This is a genomic window from Marinobacter sp. (assembly GCF_040904845.1).
In the GTDB taxonomy this organism is placed as follows: Bacteria; Pseudomonadota; Gammaproteobacteria; order Pseudomonadales; family Oleiphilaceae; genus Marinobacter.
Window position 1 is genome coordinate 126,528 of sequence record NZ_JBBDSR010000109.1, and the last position, 21,262, is coordinate 147,789.

A 21,262-nucleotide genomic window follows, 5' to 3' on the forward strand; every position below is an offset into this window, starting at 1 on the left:
GCTCAATAAGTAACCGATTCTGATTCGAAGGGCGGTAATGATACCGTCGGGGGGCGAGCGATTGAAGGGGCAAAGCGGTGAAAAAATTGATTATTTTTCGTGCTTTCTGGTTGACTTTTAGCCTGTTCGATGACCGCCTGCCATGACTGACAAGTAAACGCTTGCTTACGGGCTGTGCGCACGGAAGGCGATGTTGTAGTTCACTGCGTCCCGGCCGGGGTCGCGAATACGTATGGCAATCCGCACCGGGGCCTCGGTCGGCATGGCATTGAGTTCACGGCCTTCTCCGGCAATGTATTCGTCGGGTGTGAACATGCTTTGGGCGACCACATCGCCGTTGAGATTGGAGAAGGTAAGTGCGATGGCCGGAAATGGCTGCTCAAAGGCGGCGCGGTTGATGATCACCGCTTCCACCATCAGGCGGGTGCGATCTTCCGGGTCGGTGCGCACCACCAGCTTACGGCTTTGAATAGCGTCGACATCAATCAGCGGTTTGAGCTCGCAGCCCGCCAACTCGCAGCCTTGCTCATAAAACGGGCGTAATTCGGGAATCGCGGACAGGCGGTCAAACTGGAACCAGACGACCTGTGCCACCAGCATACCGAGCAGGGCGAGTACGACCACCGCCCATAAAAACGATCGCAATCTACCGCCGGAGCCTCCCCCGACGGACACCGGTTCCCGCCGCAGATCATGGTAAGGGTGGCGGGTGTTCAGCGGCTCGTCGTCAGTTGCCTGTGGAGAAAGCGGGGCCTTCGTCGTCGTGTCCAGGGGCTCTTCTGTGCGCTTGGCAGCCGGTTCGGGTGGTAAGGGCTCGGCATCAGGTCGGGCTGCTGGTTTGATGGCGGGGCGGGGCTCCGGGTCCTCGGAGAGCATGGCTTCGGCCCAGCTCTCATCAACGTCGTTATCGGCCTGCTGGCTTTCATCGGCGACCATTTCCGGGCGCTCGTGCACGGTGCGGAAACTGTCGCTGAGCTCGTCGTCCGAGAAGGTCAGATTGGTGCCGGTATACTTGCCCTCTGCCGCGTCCTCTTCGGGATTGTCGGCGAACACGAAGTCGTCGTCGGCAGAGAAACCGCTGGCGGACTCTCCCGAATCGAGGGATTTGCCAGTAATTGGCGGTTCGGATGCCGGTTTGGTCGGGGCAGGGGGCACCATCTGATGATCAATGGCGTTGAACACGTCCATGCAATTTCCGCAGCGCACTTTGCCCTTGGCGATACTGAGCTGTTCGTCCGTTACCCGAAACCGGGTATCGCACTTGGGGCATCGTGTCTGCAGGCTGCTCTGGGTCATGCTTGGTTCCTGTAAGCGACTTCGCGACGAGTGACGGAGTTTAGTCGGTCACTGTCGTTTCGTCACGTGACGTTGCGCCGTCCTGTGAGCCGTATCCATTCTTCCTTTTGCTCCGGCTCATCCATCACAAACCACGGCTCATAGGCTTCCATGACCTCCCGCGCCTGGTTGGACAGAATGCCGGACAACACCAGATCACCGCCGGGATTTACCAGACCCGCCAAATGCGGAGCCAGTCCAATCAGCGGCTGGGCGAGGATGTTGGCAAGCATGATGTCAGCTTTGGCGGTGGGTTCGTTCTCCGGCAGGTACAGGTCCAGCCGGTTCGTTTCAACGCCGTTACGCTGGGCGTTGTCTCGGCTGGCTTCCAGAGCCTGTGGGTCGGTGTCGACGCCGGTCACATGCTCGGCACCGAGCAGCAGCGCGGCCAGTCCGAGGATGCCGGAGCCGCAGCCATAATCGATGACCTGCCTGCCCTGGACATCCTGACCATCCAGCCACTGCAGGCAGAGGGCGGTGGTCGGGTGGGTGCCGGTGCCGAATGCCAGGCCGGGATCAAGCATCAGATTGGCGGCATCCGGGTCCGGGGCATCATGCCAGCTGGGCACAATCCACAACCGTTCGCCAAACTGCAGGGGGTGGAAATCATCCATCCAGGCCCGTTCCCAGTCTTTATCTTCAATCAGCGTGACGTCTATTTCACCGAGGGATTGCTGGGTCTGCTGGTGCCAGGCATCAGTGATCGCGCTGCGCAGTTGTTCAATGTCCCGTTCGGAATCGAACAGACCGGTCACGCTGGTCTGGTGCCACAAAGGGGTGGAGCCGGGGTCTGGCTCATACAAAGGCTGGTCGGCTGCATCTTCCATGGAGACGGCTTCAGCGCCCATCTCCATGAGCAGATCTTCCAGCTGGTCCGCGTTATCCGGGTCAGCTGGGATCTGTAGTTGTATCCAGGGCATAGTTGGGTCAGTCCCGCATCAGTTTTTCCAGATAGTGGATGGTGAAGTCTACCTGTTTAAAGCCACCATCGCGCACCAGTTTTCGATGCAGGGACTGATTGGTTTTGATGCCCTCAACAACCAGTTCGTCCAGCGCGTTCTTCATTCGCCGCCGTGCGATCTCGCGATCGTCGCCCCAGGTAATGAGCTTGGCGATCAGGGAATCGTAGTAGGGCGGTACGGTGTAACCGCTGTACAGGTGCGAATCGACCCGGACGCCGTTGCCGCCGGGGGCGTGGAAATGCTTGACCTTGCCGGGGCTGGGTATGAAGGTTTTCGGGTCTTCTGCGTTGATGCGACATTCCAGGGCGTGGCCGGAAATGCGGATATCATCCTGAGTGTACTGCAGCGGCAGGCCGCTGGCGATCCGCAGCTGCTCCCGCACGATGTCGACCCCAGTCACCATCTCCGATACCGGGTGCTCTACCTGAACCCGGGTGTTCATCTCGATAAAATAGAACTCGCCGTCCTGATACAGGAATTCGAAGGTTCCGGCACCGACGTAGCCGATTTCCTTACAGGCATCGACGCAGGCCTTGAGGGTGCGGGCACGGGATTCGGGGTTGATGTTGGGTGCCGGAGCCTCTTCGATAACCTTCTGGTTCCGACGCTGCATGGAGCAATCGCGGTCACCCAGATGGATGCAGTTGCCGTGGGTGTCTGCCAGCACCTGAACCTCGACGTGACGTGGTGTCTCCAGAAATTTTTCCAGGTAGACCGTCGCATCACCAAAGCTATTGCGCGCCTCGCTCTGGGTGATTTGCACCCCCTTCAGCAAACTCGCTTCGGAGTGAACCACCTGCATGCCGCGGCCACCGCCACCAGAGGCGGCCTTGATCATCACCGGATAACCGATTTCACGGGCAACGCGCAGGGTTCGTTCGTCATCGTCGGTGATCGGGCCATTGGAACCCGGAACCGTGGGGACACCGGCTTTGATCATGGCATCGATGGCCGACACCTTGTTGCCCATCAGGCGGATGGTGTCGGCTCGGGGGCCGATGAAACGAAAGCCGCTCTTTTCGACCTGCTCGGCGAAGTCAGCGTTTTCCGCCAGGAAACCATAGCCGGGATGGATGGCGACGGAATCCGTGACCTCAGCGGCGCTGATGATGGTCGGAATGTTCAGGTAGCTGTCGGTCGCACTGTTGGGGCCAATGCACACGGATTCATCGGCGAGGCGCACGTGCATGAGGTCGCGGTCAACCTGGGAATGAATGGCGACCGTTTTAATCCCGAGCTCTTTGCAGGCCCGCAGGATGCGCAGTGCAATCTCGCCCCGGTTTGCGATCAGAACTTTTTCTAACATAGCCATGATAGGGAATCACCGAGTTCAGGAAATGGCGACCAGGGGCTGGTCAAACTCTACCGGCTGGCCATTTTCAACCAGGATCTCGGTAACGGTGCCGCTTTTGTCGGCTTCGATCTGGTTCATCATCTTCATGGCTTCGACGATGCAGACAACGTCGCCGACGTTGACTTTCTGACCGACTTCCACGAAGGCCGTCGCCGTGGGCGATGGCGAGCGATAAAAGGTGCCGACCATCGGGGAGTTGAGCGTATGGCCGGTCGGTGCTGCCGGTGCGGGGCTCTCGCTGGCGGCTGTCCCGGGGTTGTCAGCTGCCGGTGCGGCCTGCGGTGCGGGCATCGGTGACGGGTAATGAGCCATGTACTGGGGTCCGGCAGCCTGTTCACGGCGGCGGGAGATGCGGACGGAATCATCGCCCTCGTGAATCTCCAGCTCCTCGACGTCGGATTCCTCCAGCAGTTCGATCAGTTTCTTGATTTTGCGAATATCCATAGTATGTCCGGTCCCGTTATGTCTGATCTATCGGTGAATTCGTTGCAGTGCAGCCATCAGGGCGAGGTCGTAGCCCTGGCTGCCCAACCCGCAGATAACGCCTTCGGCGATATCTGAAAAGTAGGAATGATGGCGAAACGCCTCCCGCGCATGCACATTGGAGAGATGCACTTCAATAAACGGAATGCCTGACGCCAGCAGGGCATCCCGCAGGGCCACGCTGGTGTGAGTGAAGGCCGCAGGGTTGATGATGATGTAATCGACGCCTTCACCACGAGCCTCGTGAATGCGCTCTATCAGCTCGTATTCAGCATTCGACTGCAGGTGCAGCAAGTGGTGGCCTTTCTCGGCGGCGTTGGTGTGCAGTCGCTCGTCAATGTCGGTCAGGGTCTCGTCACCGTAGACCTCGGGCTCGCGGGTCCCGAGCATGTTCAGGTTGGGGCCGTGAAGGACCAGAATTGTCGACATGATTGCTTCTCTGCCTTACCGTTTTCTACAGGATCGCCGAAAATAGCGACATTTTCCAATAATGGTGCGTGCTATTCACCCTGAGATCAACAATTTTAGACATTGTTCCATGTCGTCAATTGGTCTAAAGCACCGCCGAACCCTGTCGGGGGTGGGGAGCGCTAACGACATTGTCGTAAAGGCGGGGGGTGACATCTATAAGACGTTGGTTTCATAAGCCCACCCAGCGATGGGCCAGGCGGGTAGGAAATGGGCGGGGCAGGAGGAGGTGTGGGCTCAATCGCCTGCGGCTGTGACACAGTTACGGCCCTGTTCTTTGGAGTCATAGAGTGCGCGGTCTGCGCGCTCACACAGCGCCTGGGAACTGTCGCCACTCCAGGCTGCCACGCCGCAGCTGAACGTCACGTTGAACTCCCGACCACCGGCGGGTTGCAGCAGCTCTGAAAACCGTTCGCGGATTTCGTTGAGCACGTTGCGGGCGTCGCTTTCCCGGGTGTCGGGCAGGATAATGGCGAATTCTTCGCCCCCGTACCGGCCGATATGATCGGTTTTGCGCAGGCGCTGTTTGAGGAACATCGACAGGCTGCGCAGGACGCGGTCACCAATGGGGTGGCCGAAGGTATCGTTCACTTTTTTGAAGTAGTCAATGTCAATCATCGCAAAGCACAGCGATTGGTCTTTCTGTCCGGCGCGAACGATTTCCTGATCCAGCAGGTGCAGGGTGTGGGTATGGTTGTAGAGCCCGGTCAGGCTGTCACGGATCATCAGGGCCAGCAGGGATCGGGCTCGCCGGCCACGGTTATGAATGGTGGCAATGAGGTGCTTGGGATCGATCGGCTTGGTAAGAAAGTCGTCACCGCCCAGGCTCATGGCGTGTAATTGTTTTGAGACGTCCTCTTCCGCTGACAGGTAAATAATCGGCACGCTGTGAAAGCGATCCTGCTGGCGGATGACCCGTGCTATTTCCATGCCTGTGCAGCCGGGCATGTACATATCGAGGATGATGATCTCCGGTGAAAACGCTTCCAGGGCGTGAATGATCTGCATCGGATCGGTGATGATATGGGCGTTCATGCCGGCCTTTTTAAGCACCGTTTCCATGAACTTTGCCTGGGCACGGGAATCGTCCAGCACCAGAACCTTGTAGGGTTCGACGGTGTTGCCGTGGGTGTAGCTTTCGATTTTCTCGATCAGTTGTCCGGGATCAACCGCCGGGTAGAAAAACTCTTCGCCGCCGCAGCGGGAGGCCCGCAAGCGGGTCTCAATGGAACCGTCCTCATCGCTGATGAAGATGACCGGAATTTGTGTGTCGTGGCGCTCCTGCAGGCGCTCTATGGTGGCAATGCCCGCGTTGGTCTCGCGGCCAAAATTGACATCCATCAGGATGGTTTCTGGTTTGTGCAGGGCGCAGGCTTCAATCAGCTGTTCGGCGGTGCTAAAGGCGGATGCCCGAAACCCGAAAAACTCCAGTTGGCGGATGAGTCGACTGGCCATTTCGTCGCTGGCGAGGGCAATATAAACCGGGGTTCGCCGAAATTGCTGGGGCGCGTCGGGCGTGTCCTGATCGGTACGCCGGAGGGTGCTGCGGGACAGCTGCTCAATGGCGTCCTGCAGTTGCTGGTCCAGGTTGTCTGGCAGGCCCTTGCCCGGCGGCCATTGCTGGACACACGCGAGTATGGCCTTGCCGGCCTCGGCGTGGCTGGCCATGTCAAATCGCTGGGCGTAGCGAACCAGCTTGTCGGCAGCGGTGGCAAAGTCGTCGCGAAAAGCCGCTGGTTGCTGGGCCTCCTCGTGGATCTTTTGCCATGTGTCGAGCACTACCCGGGCCTGGGTGGTAACACGGCGCGCAAAGTGCTGTCTGAGTTTCTCTTTCTGACTTTCGTCGTTCATCGTGCTCCGGCCTGCCTCTTTTCTTCGTTATATTCCGCCTGAGTCCGTTAACCGGCAGATTTTTCAACCTTAGTCCCTTAGCAGAGTCTATAGTGTTTAATGTTGTCGGCGTAGGTGACGCTATGTAAATGTTTGTCAACTCTGCGGGGCAGGCCACACCAACCCCGTCGCAAGAGCTATCTGGAAAAGGGCTGAAAGAGCCCTGGAGGCCGCCACTGATGGCACGGATGCAGCCTGGCAATCTGCCGTTTTCGCAGCGGGGGGTGATTTCTCTGCGCTCCCTGCTATTGGTATACACCGGCAGTCTGTTGCTGCTGATTTTGCTGGCGAGCCTGGTCTTAAGCTTTGATCGTTTCCGGGGGTATGTGTCAGACCAGCTTGAGGGTCATGCCCGCGATGGCGCAACCGCCGTTGGCCTGTCGCTTTCCAATGCCATTGATGGTCGTGATCCCGTGGCTGCGGCGTCGTTGATTGACTCGGTGTTCGACAGCGGCCGGTATTTGTCGGTGACCTACCTGAATCATCAGGGGCGGCAGATCGCTGGCCGGCAAACCGCGGATGTTGCAGACAATGTGCCGGGCTGGTTTGTGTCGGTCACCAATCTCCCCTTGCCGGTCGGTCGCGCGGAGGTGGTGAGAGGCTGGTCCAGGTTGGGCTCAGTAGAGGTGGTCAGCCATCCCGGGCGAGCCTATCGGGATTTGTGGCGTGTGGCCCTGGGGATGGTCGGTGGCACACTGCTGATCGGCGGTCTTGGTCTGTTTCTGTTGTTCTGGGTGGTGCGCCGCACGCTCAGCCCCCTCAAGGCCATGGAGAAACAGGCGGAAGCGCTGGGCCAGCGGGATTTTCGCAAGCGCATCACGATTAATTCGACACGGGATCTTAACCAGGTTACCCGCGCGCTGAATCAGATGGCCGACGACCTGGCCGCGCTGTTTGAGGGCCAGGCCAAGCTGATCCAGCACCTGCGCAGGGTGAGCAACGAAGACCCGGTCACGGGGCTGGCCAGCCGCAGTGCTTTCGATCAACGGCTGAAAGTGGAAGTGGAGTCGGAAGAAAAAGCAGCACCTGGCGTGTTACTGCTGATCCAGCTTGAGAGCTTTTCGCTTTACAATCAGACGTATGGCCGCAGCGAAGCGGATCGCCTGTTGTTGAGAGTGGCCGCTGCCATTGGCCTGTTTGTGCGGTCACACACAGACGCCTTTGCCGGCCGTCGCACCGGGGCTGAGTTTGCCGTCTTCCTGCCCGGTGTGACCCAGGCGGATGGCACCATCTGGTGTCATCAGCTGGTTGAAGAGCTGGACGGCATCTATTCCGATCTGGCTGCGCCGGTGGAGGTGATGGTGCATGCCGGGCTCGCTCAGGCACTGGCGGATCGCAAAGCGCGTGAGTTGATGGCGGCGGCCGATGAAGCGTTGCGGCAGGCCCAGAGCCTGCCCCATACCGCTTGCCACGCCGCAGACCCCGAGCGCGACGGGCATCACAGCCGTGAAACCTGGCGCAAGATTATCAGCCAGGCGATTCAGCAGGACCGGGTGTCGTTGTGGCTGCAGCCGATGGTGTTCAATGGCAACGGCCAACTGGTGTATCACCAGGTGTTCTCGCGGATTGTCTCCGACGAAGGCGAACTCAAAGCCGGTGCTTTCGTGCCCATTGCTGAACGCCTGGGGCTGATTGAGGAAATAGATCGGCTGGTGTTACGCCAGGCCCTCGAATTGATGAGACGCAAGCCAGGGGGACGCCTGGCGCTGACGCTGAGCGCATCGTCGGTCGCCAGTGAGGTGTTCCGTGTTGAATTGCTCCGGCAGCTTGAATCGGCAGTGGACGTGCGCGAACGTTTGTGGGTCGGTATCTCGGAGCAAACCGTGCATCATCATCGCACCGCTGTTGGGCTTCTGGTGCGCGCCCTGAATCGGCTGCAGGTGGCCGTACTGGTCGATAGATTTGGCGTTGGTGGTGTGCCTTTCAGTTATCTGAGAAATCTGAGATTCCAGGGTCTTCGTATCGACAACAGCTTTATCCACAATATCGACACCCATGAGGAAAACCGCTTTTATCTCGAGTCCGTGGTGGCCATAGCGCACAGTCGTGGCGTGAAGGTGTTCGCGACGGGCGTGGAAACCGCTGCGGAGTACGGCGTACTGCATAAGTTGGGGGTGGATGGTGCAATGGGCTACCATCTAGGGCGTCCGTTCCGGGCAGACCAAGATAACGACCAGGGAGTTGACTAACCGATGCCAGGCAGAATCAGACAATATTTCAGGGATCGCAAAGACGACGTGCAGGATTACTCCGGTGGCGGTGCCGTTGTTGGCAAACTCATCCTGATCGTGCTGATCGTGTGCCTGCTGGTGGCGGTGGTTCTGGGAATGTACTGGAGTAGTGAGCCTGAGCCTTATTCGGTTCGTGAGCACACCCGCAGTGTCGCTACTGCCATGGACCGGGAGCCGGTTGCCGGCTTTGCCACCACCGTGACCATGATCCGGGTCGCGGAAACGCTGCTGGACAAGCCGGGGGGCTACATTTCCAACGATATTTTTCCGCCGGGGCTGTGGATGGATAACATGCCGAATTGGGAGTATGGCGTACTGGTGCAACTGCGGGATCTGTCGCGGGCGATGCGTAAGGATATCAGCCGTTCTCAAAGCCAGTCGGCAGAAGACCCGGATCTGATTGTGGCAGAGCCGCAGTTTCATTTTGACAGCGGCAGCTGGGCTATTCCTTCCACGGAAGCGGAGTATCGCCAAGGGATCAATGCTCTCAACCGCTATCTCGACCGGCTCTCCCGCGCTGGCCAGCCTTCCGCCCAGTTCTTTGCCCGTGCGGACAATCTGAGCAACTGGCTGGCGGATCTTGAGACTCGCCTGGGTAGTCTGTCGCGGACGCTGGGCGAGAGTGTGGGTAAGGCGTCGGTCTCGGACGCTGTCTCTTCCATCAACTCCGACGACCCATTGATGGAAGAGGCTGCCCGCGAGGAAGTCAAAACGGCATGGATGGATATTGATAACGTGTTCTATGAGGCCCGGGGCAGTTCCTGGGCGCTGCTGCATATTTTCAAGGCGATTGAAGTGGACTTCCGCAAAGTGCTGACCGACAAGAACGCGATGGCCAGCGTGAAACAGATCATCATTGAGCTGGAAGGCGCTCAGGGGGTCATGTGGAGCCCGGTGATCCTTAATGGCAGTGGTTTTGGCGTGCTGGCGAACCATTCGCTGACCATGGCGGCTTATTTGTCACGGGCCAGCGCTGCCATCAGTGACATGAGAGACCTGTTGTCTCGGGGCTGACAGGCGTGCTGTCCTGGGCGAGTATCTGGGTATCAGGCATAAAAAAAACCGGGCATGAACGCCCGGTTTTTTCATGGGGTGTGGTGTGATCAGCCTTTGTAAGCCTTCACGGAATCCACAATCGCCTGTTTGGCTTCGTCGACATTGCCCCAACCCTGAACTTTTACCCACTTGCCGGGTTCCAGAGTCTTGTAGTTCTCGAAGAAATGGCGGATCTGGTCGCGGAGCAGTTGCGGCAGATCTTCCACATCTTTCACGTTCTGATAGGCCGTGGTCAGCTTGTCGTGGGGTACTGCGACCAGCTTGGCGTCGCCGCCGGCTTCGTCTTCCATGTTCAGCACGCCCACCGGGCGGCAGCGAATCACGGAGCCAGCCTCGACCGGGTAGGGGGTAACCACCAATACATCGATCGGGTCGCCGTCATCCGCCAGGGTGTGGGGGATGAAGCCGTAGTTGGCTGGGTAAAACATGGGGGTGGCCATGAAGCGATCAACCAGCAGCGCGCCCATGTCTTTATCCAGTTCGTATTTGACCGGAGAGCTGTTGGCTGGGATTTCGATGGCGACGTAGATGTCTTCCGGCGGATTCTTACCTGACGGGATGTTGTCGAATTGCATGAGCGATCCTTTCTGACGGTGCGTTCTGAGAATGCGTTTAAGAGTACGTTTAACTGCGGTTAAAAAGTGGGCGCAATTATACGGAAGTCTCGTGCAGTTCGAAACTAAACCTTGGTAGACCTCGGCACTACAATTTGATCTGCTTGGCAATCAGCTCTTTCATGATCTCCGTGGTGCCGCCGCCAATGGACAGAATCTTGGCGTCCCGGTACAGCCGCTCGACGACCGATTCCCGCATGAATCCCATGCCGCCATGGATCTGCACCGCCTCGCGCGTGACTTTTTCGCACACATCCACGGCGAAGTTCTTGGCCATGGCCACCTGCTTGATGGGGTTTTTGCCCGCCTGCATCAGCGCCGCGCAACGATAGGTATACTCCCGTGCCACATCGACCTGGGTGGCCATGTCCACCAGTTTGTGACGGGTGACCTGGAAGCCAGCGATGTTGCGGCCAAAGGCCAGGCGCTCGTTGGCGTAGGCCATGGACGCCTCCAGCGCAATCTCCGCCGTCATGTACGCCATGATCGCCAGCATTAACCGTTCCGCGAGGAAGTTGCTCATAATGGCAATGAAGCCGGCGTTCTCGGCACCGATCAATCGGTCGGCCGGCACGCGACAGTCTTCAAAAAACAGTTCGGCGGTATCGCTGGCCCACCAGCCCATTTTGCGCAGCTTCTTGCCGGTGGCAAATCCTGGCATGTCACGATCAATCAGCAGCAGGCTGATACCGCCATGCCCCTCTCCGCCGGTGCGCACAGCGACGGTGAAATGATCCGCCCGCAGCCCGCTGGTGATAAAGGTTTTGCTGCCATTGACGATGTAATGGTCGCCCTCACGGACGGCGCGGGTGCGGAGATTGGCAACATCGGAGCCACCGCCGGGCTCGGTAATGGCCAGCGCGGCAATTTTTTCGCCGCGAAGAACGGGCGGTACGATCTGATCGCGAATCTCCGGCCTGGCCCACTTGGCCACTGGCGGAAGACCGATGTCGAGGGAGCCAAGGCTGGCGACAAGGCCGCCGGAGGTTGAACGCATCAGCTCTTCGGAGACCACAACTTTCAGGAAAATATCCCCTTCGCCGCTGCCGCCCAGAGCCTCGGGAAACCCGACACCAAGCAGGCCGGCGTCACCGGCCTCGCGATAAAGGTCGCGGGGGAATTCACCGGCTTCTTCCCAGTCGTCGATGTAGGGCAGAACGTGGGTGGCCACGAACTTGCGAGCACTCAGGCGCGCCTGATCATGTATGTCATTAAAATAGTTGGACACAGCAAAACCTTCCTTTCACATCGGAAACGTGGCGGCAGTGTCTCGCAATCTCAAATACCAAGCAAGCGCTTGGTCACCGTTCCGGGTGTCATGCCCGCAGGGTGGCCTGATCGGCCTGAATTCCTGTGACCAGGGCTCAGCGACCCTGGCGCGACAGGCTTTTCACGCCATCCTTGGTGCCCAGCAACAACAGGTCCGCGGGCCGGTGGGCGAACAGCCCGTTGGTGACGGCACCGACAATCTGGTTGAGCTTTTCTTCCACCTGGATTGGACGGGAAATATCCAGATTGTGGATGTCCAGAATGATGTTGCCGTTGTCTGTGGTGAAACCATCGCGGTACACCGGATCACCGCCCAGGCGGACAATTTCGCGACCAACGTGGCTGCGCGCCATGGGGATGACCTCGACCGGCAGCGGGAAGTCACCGAGAATGCCCACCCGTTTCGAATCGTCAGCGATGCAGATAAAGGTTTTGGCCACCGCCGCCACAATTTTTTCGCGGGTCAGCGCACCGCCGCCGCCCTTGATCAGCTCCAGGTGTTCGTTGGTTTCATCGGCACCATCCACATAGAACTCGATTTCGTCCACGCTGTTGAGGTCGTACACCGGGATGCCATGGCTTTTCAGGCGTTCGGCGGTGGCGTCGGAGCTGGCCACGGCCCCGTTGAACTCGTTGCGGATTTCCCCGAGCAGGTCGATGAAAAAGTTGGCGGTACTGCCGGTGCCCACGCCGACGATGCTGTTGCGGTCAAGGTGGGGCGCAATGTAATCCAGTGCAGCCTTGGCAACGGCTTTTTTCAGTTCGTCCTGGGTCATGGAAAGCTCCGGTTGGGGGAAGTGAACAGGTTAGTCGTCATTATAGCCTTTCCGGTGCGCCTGCTTATAGACGAAAGGCCGTCAATGTTTCTACACTGTGGGTTTTTCCAACGCGCCCCTTAACCTTTTCGGACGGACTCATGCCGCACCGCTACATCAAGAAAATCCTCGACGCCCGTGTCTACGATGTGGCCATCGAGACGCCGCTGACCGAGGCCCACAGCCTCTCCAAACGCTTCAATAACCACATTTATCTCAAGCGTGAGGATCTTCAGCCGGTATTTTCATTCAAGATTCGCGGTGCGTATAACCGGATTGCCCAGCTCTCGGAGGAGCAGAAGGCAAAGGGGGTTATCTGTGCGTCAGCCGGTAACCACGCTCAGGGTGTGGCGTTGGCGGCGAAGAACCTGGGTATCAAGGCGGTCATCGTCATGCCGCAGACGACACCGGAGATCAAAGTGCGATCAGTGCGGGATCACGGTGCCAAGGTGGTGCTCAGAGGCGACGCGTTTGATGAAGCGGCCGCCCATGCCCAGGAGCTGATCCAGAAGCACGGCTATACCTACATTCCCCCCTTCGATGACCCCGACGTGATCGCCGGCCAGGGGACAGTCGCCATGGAGCTGATGTGGCAGTTCACCAAGCCGCTGCACGCGGTGTTCATTTGCGTGGGCGGTGGTGGCCTGATCGCCGGCATGGCGGCCTACATCAAGTATTTGCGCCCGGAAATCAAGGTTATCGGGGTTGAGCCGGAAGATTCCAACTGCCTGCAGGCAGCGCTCAAGGCTGGCGAGCGGGTGATTCTGGATGAAGTAGGGATCTTTGCTGACGGCGTTGCGGTAAAGCAGATCGGCGAATACCCCTGGGAAATCTGCAAGGATTACGTGGATGAGGTCATCACCGTCTCGACCGATGAAATTTGCGCTGCCATCAAGGATATCTTCGAGGACACCCGTTCTATCGCTGAACCGGCGGGTGCCCTTGGTGTGGCCGGTGTGAAGAAGTACATCGAGCGTGAGCAGATCGAAGGTGAAAACCTGGCGGCCACCCTCAGTGGTGCCAACATGAATTTCGACCGTCTGCGCTACATCTCCGAACGCACCGAAATCGGCGAAAAGCGCGAGGCCATCCTGGCGGTCACCATTCCGGAAAAGCCGGGAGCGTTCAAAACGTTTATCAATGCCCTGCACAAGCGCAGTATCACCGAGTTCAACTACCGGTACGCTGACAGCAAGAGCGCGACCATTTTTGTCGGCATCCAGATTCAGGCGGGTGGCCTCGGCCGCGACGAGCTGGTTCAAGATCTGCGGGAATCCGGCTACGCCGTGGTGGATCTGACCGACAGCGAGTTCGCCAAACAGCATGTTCGCCACATGGTGGGTGGTCATGCGCCGTCGATTTCCAATGAGAAAGTGTTCCAGTTTGAGTTCCCGGAGCGCCCGGGTGCGTTGCTAAAATTCCTGATGTCACTGGGCACCCGCTGGAACATCTCCATGTTCCACTACCGCAACCACGGCGCGGCCTACAGCCGTGTTCTGCTGGGGGCTCAGGTGGACGATGAGGATGTGGCCGATTTTGAAGCGATGCTGGACAAGGTCGGTTTCCGCTATGAAAACATGACCGATGACGAGGCCTACCAGTTGTTCCTCGGTGCCGGAAATGGCAATGGCAAGGGCTAAGAGCCAAAGTCAGGAGGTCCCACCCACACCCCGGGGCGACACCACCATGGTCAGGCAATTTCTTGCCTTACAAAATTTTAACCTGTCAAAAATTGTAAAATCTCAGATGCGTGTTAGTCTTTCGTCCAATTGTTAAAAAACAATAATAGCTCACTGATTTGTCAAGTATTTACCCTTCTCGGAGTTGGAGAAACGCACCATGGAACGCAAGCCTGATATCCTTCCGGCCGTTGTACTCATTTTCGCGGTTGGCCTTGTGATTACAGGCTTTACCTCGTTTCAGGCCTCTGACGACAGTCGGGATTCCGGTTTGAGAACGGTTTCAGAGGCTTCTCAGGCTGACGCTCGGGTCGTGCCCGTTATTCGTGGCGAAAACCGTTAACCGAAGCGATAGCAACGTCGATCCGTAACAACACTGTGCAAAGGCACATCCCAGGGCTCTACCGGTAACGCTTTCACTTTCTGGCAATCGTGTGCCAACCCAATCAGCTTGGGTGCCAGCCGTGGTTGACGTTTTGTGAACGCAAATGTCCGGTCATAGAAACCGCCCCCCATCCCCAGCCGACCGCCGTACTCATCGAATCCCACCAGCGGAAATAACACCGCATCCAGAGCCCACACCGGGCGACCTGGCCCTTTGCTGAACGCCGGCTCCGGTATGCCAAACCGATTGGCGGTCAGTTCCGTGCCGTCCAGGTAAGGGCTGAAAACCAGCCGGCCAGGGAGGATGGGGTGCAGGACAGGCAGATAAAAATGGACGCCCCTCTGCCTGGCGGTATCCAGATAGACCTGTGGGTCAATTTCGCCATCGTTAGGCAGATACAGGGCAACGTGCCGTGCACGGTGCAGGTCCGGGTTCTTCAGCAGGTTCAGAGCAAGGTGTTCCGCGGCCTGTTGCTGCTGCTCAAAGCTCAGGGCCCGACGTTGTTGGCGGAGGCGTTTGCGCAACTGGCTGCGTGACAGGTCGTCAAAGTGGGGTTCGAACGGTTGGGGTGCGATAGGCTGGCTCAAAATAAAGCTTCCCGGGCTGCCGTTATCGGATGTGGCCCTTGAACCCAAAGTTCAAGGTCGGTGGCCGCTGTGACATATTAGGCTTTCCCCCGTGGGGGACGTGCTCACAATGTCCTAGAGTAGCCACCTGGGTAATGCGCATCGGCTCGAGGACGAATCCGACCAGCAAACAGCCCAGGAAGTCATTTACATTATACGGGTAGGTGCGGGGCGGATTGCAACACCTGAATTCTGTCTGAATGTAACCGGGCTAATGCTGGGAGGTGTCGCCGAGGGCACCGTCCAGTTTGCTGTCCATGGCGTCCAGAATGGCGCTGGCGGCGTCGGACATGGTGTCCTGCTCGAGCAGGTCGTGGGTGATGTTGAGGGCCGCCATCACGGCGATGCGCTCGGTTCCGAACACTTTGCCACTGGCACGGATCTCCCGCATTTTGCTGTCCAGGTGTCGTGCAGAATGCATCAGCGCATCCCGGGCCTCCTCGGGGCAGGCGACCAGGTATTCCTTATCAAGTATTTTCACTTCCACGGTGGTGGGCTGCTGTTTGGCCATCAGTGGTGCTCCAGGGCCCGAAGGCGGCCGATCATGGCTTCGATCTTGTTTTTCGCGAGATCGTTTTTGTGCATTAGCTGTGCTCGCTCCCGGTTCCAGTCATCCTGCAGTTCCCTGAGCGCGGCGTTATCGCGCTCCAGTTTGCGGCAGCGTTCGATGAGCTTGTCCAGCTTGTCCGCCAATACCTGTAGTTCGGACTGTTCCATGATTGCGTCAACGCCTGTTGTTATCGATGCGGATAACTATAAGTGTGGACTGCAATCCGGTCAATTTACAGGGTTGTCATGGCCCCAGATGCGTGACGACGATCACTCACCGGTACCATGACTGAGGCCCTGGTGTCGCCCCTGCCGCCATGCCTGCAAGGCCGGAAGCAATCCCACCAGGCCGGCGGTGAGTGGAACACTGGCGAGGATGGCCCATTCCTGCCCGGTCAGGGCGCGCAGGCTGATCTGAATGCCGTAGTGTTGCAGCAGCCATGGGCTGAGCAGGGCCAGGCCTGCGGTGCTGAGGACCAGCGCCAGCAGGCAGGCGAGAATGGCCAGGGCGACACACTCAATCACCTGCAGGACCGCAATCAGGGCCGGAGACGCGCCGGTCGCGCGAAGAATGGCGATTTCGCGACTGCGCTGAGCCTGCAGGGTAAGCAGTACCGCCATCAGTCCGATCAGGCTGGTGACCACCACAAACCCGGTAATGCCCAGCAGCGCCCGCTCAAACTGCCCCATGATCCGCCACAGCTCACTCAGCGCCACCCCCGGCAACACCGCTGACAGCGGCTCCGCCGACGATTCGTTGATCTGGCGCTGGACCTGGAACGTCAGCACTTTGCGCTCAATGCCGACCAGCGCCGCTGTTACAGAGTTGGGCGTCAGGTCTCGTTCCTGTGCCTGCTCCCGGGTGACGGTACGTCCGGGGATGGCGACACCGGATTCCCACCCGATGTGCATTGCTTCCATGCCTGCCAGGCTGATGTAGACGGCCTGATCCACCGGTGTGCCCGTCGGAGCAAGAACCCCGGTTAAGGTGAAGGGCGTGTCCTCGTGGTTGGAAAAGCTGGTGCGGCCGCCGCCATGGGACAGGATCAGTTCATCGCCCCGGGTGTGCTGGTGTTGGCGGGCAACGTCTGCCCCGAGTACCACATCAAAGACATCGTCAAACCACTCGCCCTGTTGCAGTTCCAGGGCCTGCCCCCGGCCAAACCGGAAATGCTCCAGGAAGCCTGCGTCAGTACCCACCACCCGGTGGCCGCGATAGCTGTCGCCCAATGACAGCGGCACCACCCAGTCAATGCGGCTGTCGTCTGTCAGGCTCTGATAGGTCGACCAGCGAATGTTGTTGGTGGCGTCACCAATGTGGAAAACGGTGTACAGCAGCAGGTTCAGTTGCCCGCTGCGAGCACCCACGATGAGATCGGTGCCGGAAATGGTGTTGGTGAATGACTGCTTTATCTCGGTGCGAAGATACTGCACCCCCAGTAACAGGGTGACGCTCAGGGTCAGCGTGAGCGTCACCAAGGCCAGCACCCGGCGGCGGTGCCAGAGGCTGGCTGCGGCCAGCGACAGCGCGAGGCGGATTTTCATGAGCTGGCCTCCAGAATGATTTCCTGGTTAAAGCGGGCCGCCAGGCTTTGGTCGTGGCTGACGAATATCACCGAGGACCCGCAGCGCCGGGCTAATGTCAACAGCACCTCGATAAAGCGGTCCCGGTTGTCCGCATCCAGTGCCGACGTGGGCTCGTCGGCGAGGATCAGCTCCGGCTGGCCAATCAGTGCCCGGGCTGCGGCCACACGCTGCTGCTGGCCTACGCTCAGGCGGTTGACCCGGCGGTGCCAGTGGCTTTGCGGAATCGCCAGATCCTCCAGCAGGGCCATGGCTTCGTCCCGGGCTCCGGGTCTCGCCAGGCGCTGACGCTTGGCCGACAGCCGGCAGGGCAGGGTGACGTTCGCCACAGTGGAGAGGTAGGGCACCAGGTTAAACTGCTGGAAAATGACCCCCATGTGGTCAGCGCGAAAGCGGTCCCGTTGCCCGTTGGTCAGGGGGCCAAGATCCTGACCCAACAGTGAAACCTGGCCGGATGTTGGTTTCAGCATGCCGCCCAGCAGGCTCAGTAGCGTACTTTTGCCGCTGCCACTGGCCCCCTTGATGAACAGGTGGTCCCCCGCACTCAGCGAAAGGTCAGGAAAGCTCAGCGTGGCATCGCTGCCAGGCCACCGATAAGACAGGTTGTGCGTGTGAACCGCCAGTGCCCTCGGCGTGGAACTATCGGTGTGTACGGGTGTCTGGGACGTCATGTGCGCGTGCGCTCATTCGGTGTATGATTTGCCCACAAATTCACAGGCAGGTTGCGTTATGTTTCTGGCGATGTTGACAGTTTTCTCTACTTCCGGTCGTCGATTCCCGTTTGCCCGGGGCGCACTGGTGCTGGTGCTCGGCAGCGTGCTGAATATCGCCAGCGCGGCAGACCGGGAAATTGACTGGCTGGAACTCATGCCGGAAGAGGACCTGAATCTGCTCGAGAGTATGCCAGAGATTGAACACGAGGGAGATGGTCCGCCCACGCTCCCCGATGAAATCATGACGGGCCGTGTGGTGCCCGGCATGGATGGTGTGTCCGGAAAGATTCCGGGCTTCGTGGTGCCACTGAAAACCACCGAGGACATGCGGATTCTCGAGTTCTTCCTGGTGCCGTATTACGGAGCCTGCATTCACGTGCCACCACCGCCACCCAACCAGATCATTCATGTGAAGTACGAAGAGGGCTTTACACTGGAAGCCCTGTACGACCCGGTCTGGATCGAGGGCGAGCTGGTCGTGGAACGCACTGAAAATGACGTCGCCGATTCCTCGTACTCCATGGTGGCCAGCAAGGTGGCGCGCTACGAGGAGTAAGTCGGTGACCGCCGGCTCTAGTCGTTCAGGCTGAAGCCGGAATTGCCATCTTGTTCCAGCCGTGTGCTGCCTTGCCCGGTTTCGGTCACCCATTGGACGGACAGCGCTTCAATGTCGGGATATTCCCCCATGATGGTGGCATTGAGGTTCTGGCCGTTCGCCAGTTCACCGCATTCAAGTTGCTGTGAAACCTCGTACTCCCGGTGATTTTCCGCTTCCCCGTCGTGATGGTCGTCGCTGTCATGGCCGTGATCGTGATGTTGCTCTGCGTTGGCGGAACCCGAATGGTGGACCTGAGCAGCCACAACCGTGCAGGAGGCGGGGTCGGTATCGACCAGCGGTTGCGTGCCGAGCCAGTCCGCAAGGTCCTCGAGCTGCGCCTCCTCTTCGGGGGTCCTGGCGTCTCGCTCAAAGCCTGCCAGGTTGTAGGCAGGCGATGTGAATACCAGGTCAACACGCCCACCCTCAACCGCGACCTGAAGCTGGCCATGACCATGACGATGGGCCCCGGGGTTGTCGGACGCCACTGCGGTACCAGCCAGAATGGCCGACGTCAGGAACAAGCCGGCGGTGAGGTAAGGATAGCCGTGGTTTGATGTGTGGTTCATGTGACTGACTTCCGGTTGTTTTGATATGTTATAACATATTTAATCAGATTGGCCCGGGAATCAAGAGGGCGAGTGCCTTCAGTGCCCCTCAATGCTACGATAGTCCACTCAATCCAGTCATACAGGATCGCTTCACTACATGTCAGAAACCGACACTACCGGTGCTGCCCGAGCCGCTGCCTTTGAGCGCTGGGCCAATGTCTTTACCGTCCACAAAGCTTTCAGCCATCCCTCCGAGCTGCACGGGATTCTGTGTGGGCGGCTTGCCGCCGGTGCCCGTATCGAAGAACCAGCATGGCTTGCCATGGTGTGTGAACACATGGGGCTGCCGGATGCCGCCGCTGATGAATCCGCGGAACTCAAGGAGTTCATGCAGGCCGCCTACGACCAGACCCTGGCGCTGCTGAAAGCAGCCGACATGAGCTTTCACCCGCTGCTGCCGGATGATGACTACGCCATCGACCAGCGGCTGGAAGCCCTGACGTCCTGGGTGCGCGGTTTCCTCGAAGGTATGGCGCTGTCCGCCGGTTCGTCCCTGGGTGAGGCTCCGGATGAAATCCGCGAGCTGATTGAAGATATGGTGGCCATCAGCCAGGTCTCCGAGGATGACGAGCCGGACGATGAGAGCGAGCAGCAGTTGATGGAAATTGTGGAATACGTGCGCCTGGGCGCGCTGGCGGTGTTCACCGAATTCAACCCGCCAGAAAAGCCGGCCCCGGATACTCCGACACTGCATTGAGCAGGTACTGCCTGCGGGAGAGATTATGCCGTCAATGATACCCGTTAAAGAATTTGCCGATCGCCGTCGCAGGCTGATGGAGCGGATGGCTCCGGACAGCATTGCCATCATACCGGCCGCCCCGGAATGCGTTCGTAACCGGGATGTACTGCACCCATTCCGCCAGGACAGTGATTTTCAGTACCTGTCCGGGTTTGGTGAGCCGGAAGCAGTGCTGGCGCTGATTCCCGGGCGGGAACATGGCGAATCGGTACTGTTCTGCAAGGAGCGCAACCCCGAGAAAGAGCTGTGGGATGGTTTCCTGGCGGGTCCGGACGGTGCCATCGAACAGTTCGGGCTGGACGATGCCTTCCCCATAGCGGACATCGACGACATCCTGCCGGGCATGATCGAGGGCCGCAGCCGGGTCTATTACCCGCTGGGCAAAGATCAGAACTTCGATGCCAAGGTGATGGACTGGGTCAAGGTCATCCGCAGCAAGGTGCGCGCCGGTGCCCATCCTCCGGGAGAATTCGTTGCCCTCGAGCATCTGCTCCATGATCTGCGGCTGTACAAGAGCGCCAGTGAAATCAAGGTGATGGCGAAAGCCGGCGAGATCAGTTCCCAAGCCCATTGCCGCGCCATGAAACGCGCGCGCCAGGGTGGCCACGAATACAACCTGGAGGCGGAGCTGATCCACACCTTCATGGCCCACGGAGCCCGCTCCACGGCGTATCCGTCCATCGTGGGTTCCGGTGCCAACGGCTGCATCCTGCACTACATCGAAAACCGCGCACCGCTGAAAGACGGCGATCTGGTGCTGATTGATGCCGGCTGTGAGCTGGAATGCTATGCCTCCGACATCACCCGCACCTTCCCGGTCAATGGCCGCTTCAGTGCCGAGCAGGCGGCCCTTTATGAAGTGGTGCTGTCGGCCCAGTATGCCGCCATTGACGCGGTGCGCCCCGGTAACCACTGGAACCACCCCCACGAAGCGGCACTGCGGGTGCTGACTCAGGGGCTGATTGACCTGGGACTGATAGCGGGCACGCTGGATGACGCCATCGCCAGCGAAGCGTTCAAGCCGTTTTTCATGCACCGCACCGGCCATTGGCTGGGCCTGGATGTGCACGATGTGGGCGACTACAAGGTGGGTGAAGCCTGGCGTCAGCTGGAACCGGGCATGGCACTGACGGTGGAGCCTGGGCTGTACATTGCGCCCGACAACACCGATGTGGACAAAAAATGGCGCGGCATTGGTATCCGCATTGAAGACGACGTGGTGGTCACCAGAGATGGCTGCCGTGTGCTGACGGACTCGGTGCCCAAGACCATTGCCGAGATTGAAGCGTTGATGGCAGGCTGAC

21 protein-coding genes and 1 other RNA gene are annotated in these 21,262 nt (G+C 59.1%); 6 read left to right on the top strand and 16 right to left on the bottom strand.

Going from position 1 to position 21,262, the window contains the following annotated elements; translation table 11 throughout:
- Window positions 1–165: 165 nt before the first annotated feature.
- The 6 genes from WD429_RS14345 to WD429_RS14370 form a co-directional block, all read right to left on the bottom strand.
- A complete protein-coding gene (locus WD429_RS14345) occupies window positions 166–1,296 on the bottom strand; it encodes a DUF3426 domain-containing protein (protein ID WP_368422866.1) in 1,131 nt (376 codons plus the stop codon).
- A 62-nt stretch (window positions 1,297–1,358) separates the two neighbouring features.
- A complete protein-coding gene (gene prmA / locus WD429_RS14350) occupies window positions 1,359–2,255 on the bottom strand; it encodes a 50S ribosomal protein L11 methyltransferase (RefSeq protein WP_368422867.1) in 897 nt (298 codons plus the stop codon).
- A 7-nt stretch (window positions 2,256–2,262) separates the two neighbouring features.
- Window positions 2,263–3,609: an acetyl-CoA carboxylase biotin carboxylase subunit gene (accC, locus tag WD429_RS14355; RefSeq protein WP_368422868.1), complete on the bottom strand. Its 1,347-nt coding sequence runs from the start codon at window positions 3,607–3,609 to the stop codon at window positions 2,263–2,265.
- Window positions 3,610–3,627: 18 nt separating this feature from the next.
- Window positions 3,628–4,095, bottom strand: a complete 468-nt coding sequence (gene accB, locus WD429_RS14360; protein WP_368422869.1) for an acetyl-CoA carboxylase biotin carboxyl carrier protein — start codon at window positions 4,093–4,095, stop codon at window positions 3,628–3,630.
- Between the two features lie 27 nt (window positions 4,096–4,122).
- Entirely contained in the window at window positions 4,123–4,563 is a 441-nt protein-coding gene (gene aroQ, locus WD429_RS14365) for a type II 3-dehydroquinate dehydratase (protein ID WP_368422870.1), read from the bottom strand.
- Between the two features lie 276 nt (window positions 4,564–4,839).
- Window positions 4,840–6,453: a diguanylate cyclase gene (locus tag WD429_RS14370; RefSeq protein ID WP_368422871.1), complete on the bottom strand. Its 1,614-nt coding sequence runs from the start codon at window positions 6,451–6,453 to the stop codon at window positions 4,840–4,842.
- Between the two features lie 227 nt (window positions 6,454–6,680).
- On the opposite strand from WD429_RS14370, the gene WD429_RS14375 reads away from it, so the two are divergent.
- Together WD429_RS14375 and WD429_RS14380 are read left to right on the top strand one after the other, a co-directional pair.
- Window positions 6,681–8,681 carry an EAL domain-containing protein gene (locus tag WD429_RS14375; protein WP_368422959.1) on the top strand — a complete coding sequence of 667 codons (2,001 nt, stop codon included), beginning with the start codon at window positions 6,681–6,683 and terminating at the stop codon, window positions 8,679–8,681.
- A gap of 3 nt (window positions 8,682–8,684) precedes the next feature.
- The gene (locus WD429_RS14380) at window positions 8,685–9,737 is read left to right on the top strand and encodes a DUF2333 family protein (RefSeq protein ID WP_368422872.1); all 1,053 of its coding nucleotides are present in this window, start codon (window positions 8,685–8,687) and stop codon (window positions 9,735–9,737) included.
- An 89-nt stretch (window positions 9,738–9,826) separates the two neighbouring features.
- Here WD429_RS14380 and ppa read toward each other — a convergent pair whose 3' ends face one another.
- The 3 genes from ppa to rpiA form a co-directional block, all read right to left on the bottom strand.
- On the bottom strand, window positions 9,827–10,354 hold the full coding sequence (ppa, locus tag WD429_RS14385) for an inorganic diphosphatase (RefSeq protein ID WP_368422873.1): 528 nt from the start codon (window positions 10,352–10,354) through the stop codon (window positions 9,827–9,829).
- 127 nt (window positions 10,355–10,481) lie between these two features.
- Complete coding sequence (locus tag WD429_RS14390) at window positions 10,482–11,621, bottom strand: acyl-CoA dehydrogenase family protein (RefSeq protein WP_368422874.1); 1,140 nt, start codon at window positions 11,619–11,621, stop codon at window positions 10,482–10,484.
- 136 nt (window positions 11,622–11,757) lie between these two features.
- Window positions 11,758–12,438 (bottom strand): ribose-5-phosphate isomerase RpiA, encoded by a 681-nt coding sequence (gene rpiA / locus WD429_RS14395; protein ID WP_368422875.1) that lies wholly within the window; start codon window positions 12,436–12,438, stop codon window positions 11,758–11,760.
- 140 nt (window positions 12,439–12,578) lie between these two features.
- Between rpiA and ilvA the strand changes: the two genes are divergently transcribed.
- Complete coding sequence (ilvA, locus tag WD429_RS14400) at window positions 12,579–14,117, top strand: threonine ammonia-lyase, biosynthetic (RefSeq protein WP_368422876.1); 1,539 nt, start codon at window positions 12,579–12,581, stop codon at window positions 14,115–14,117.
- A gap of 378 nt (window positions 14,118–14,495) precedes the next feature.
- Here ilvA and WD429_RS14405 read toward each other — a convergent pair whose 3' ends face one another.
- The 6 genes from WD429_RS14405 to WD429_RS14430 all read right to left on the bottom strand — a co-directional run bounded on the left by WD429_RS14405 (window position 14,496) and on the right by WD429_RS14430 (window position 17,971).
- Window positions 14,496–15,128 carry a 5-formyltetrahydrofolate cyclo-ligase gene (locus tag WD429_RS14405; RefSeq protein WP_368422877.1) on the bottom strand — a complete coding sequence of 211 codons (633 nt, stop codon included), beginning with the start codon at window positions 15,126–15,128 and terminating at the stop codon, window positions 14,496–14,498.
- A 4-nt stretch (window positions 15,129–15,132) separates the two neighbouring features.
- A non-coding RNA gene (gene ssrS / locus WD429_RS14410) (6S RNA) lies at window positions 15,133–15,312 on the bottom strand.
- A gap of 66 nt (window positions 15,313–15,378) precedes the next feature.
- Complete coding sequence (locus WD429_RS14415; RefSeq protein WP_368422878.1) at window positions 15,379–15,678, bottom strand: cell division protein ZapA; 300 nt, start codon at window positions 15,676–15,678, stop codon at window positions 15,379–15,381.
- Window positions 15,678–15,884 carry a TIGR02449 family protein gene (locus tag WD429_RS14420; RefSeq protein ID WP_368422879.1) on the bottom strand — a complete coding sequence of 69 codons (207 nt, stop codon included), beginning with the start codon at window positions 15,882–15,884 and terminating at the stop codon, window positions 15,678–15,680. The genes WD429_RS14415 and WD429_RS14420 overlap by 1 nt, the downstream gene beginning before the upstream one ends.
- A gap of 102 nt (window positions 15,885–15,986) precedes the next feature.
- Window positions 15,987–17,261: an ABC transporter permease gene (locus WD429_RS14425; RefSeq protein ID WP_368422880.1), complete on the bottom strand. Its 1,275-nt coding sequence runs from the start codon at window positions 17,259–17,261 to the stop codon at window positions 15,987–15,989.
- Window positions 17,258–17,971, bottom strand: coding sequence for an ABC transporter ATP-binding protein (locus WD429_RS14430; RefSeq protein WP_368422881.1), 714 nt, complete (start codon window positions 17,969–17,971; stop codon window positions 17,258–17,260). Before WD429_RS14430 ends, WD429_RS14425 begins: the two co-directional genes overlap by 4 nt.
- Before the next feature lie 70 nt (window positions 17,972–18,041).
- On the opposite strand from WD429_RS14430, the gene WD429_RS14435 reads away from it, so the two are divergent.
- A complete protein-coding gene (locus WD429_RS14435) occupies window positions 18,042–18,569 on the top strand; it encodes a DUF3299 domain-containing protein (RefSeq protein ID WP_368422882.1) in 528 nt (175 codons plus the stop codon).
- A 17-nt stretch (window positions 18,570–18,586) separates the two neighbouring features.
- Here the strand turns inward: WD429_RS14435 and WD429_RS14440 are convergent, their stop codons facing one another.
- A complete protein-coding gene (locus WD429_RS14440; RefSeq protein WP_368422883.1) occupies window positions 18,587–19,177 on the bottom strand; it encodes a DUF2796 domain-containing protein in 591 nt (196 codons plus the stop codon).
- A gap of 139 nt (window positions 19,178–19,316) precedes the next feature.
- Between WD429_RS14440 and WD429_RS14445 the strand changes: the two genes are divergently transcribed.
- Entirely contained in the window at window positions 19,317–19,916 is a 600-nt protein-coding gene (locus WD429_RS14445; protein WP_368422884.1) for a UPF0149 family protein, read from the top strand.
- A 25-nt stretch (window positions 19,917–19,941) separates the two neighbouring features.
- On the top strand, window positions 19,942–21,261 hold the full coding sequence (gene pepP / locus WD429_RS14450) for a Xaa-Pro aminopeptidase (RefSeq protein WP_368422885.1): 1,320 nt from the start codon (window positions 19,942–19,944) through the stop codon (window positions 21,259–21,261).
- Window position 21,262: the final 1 nt, after the last annotated feature.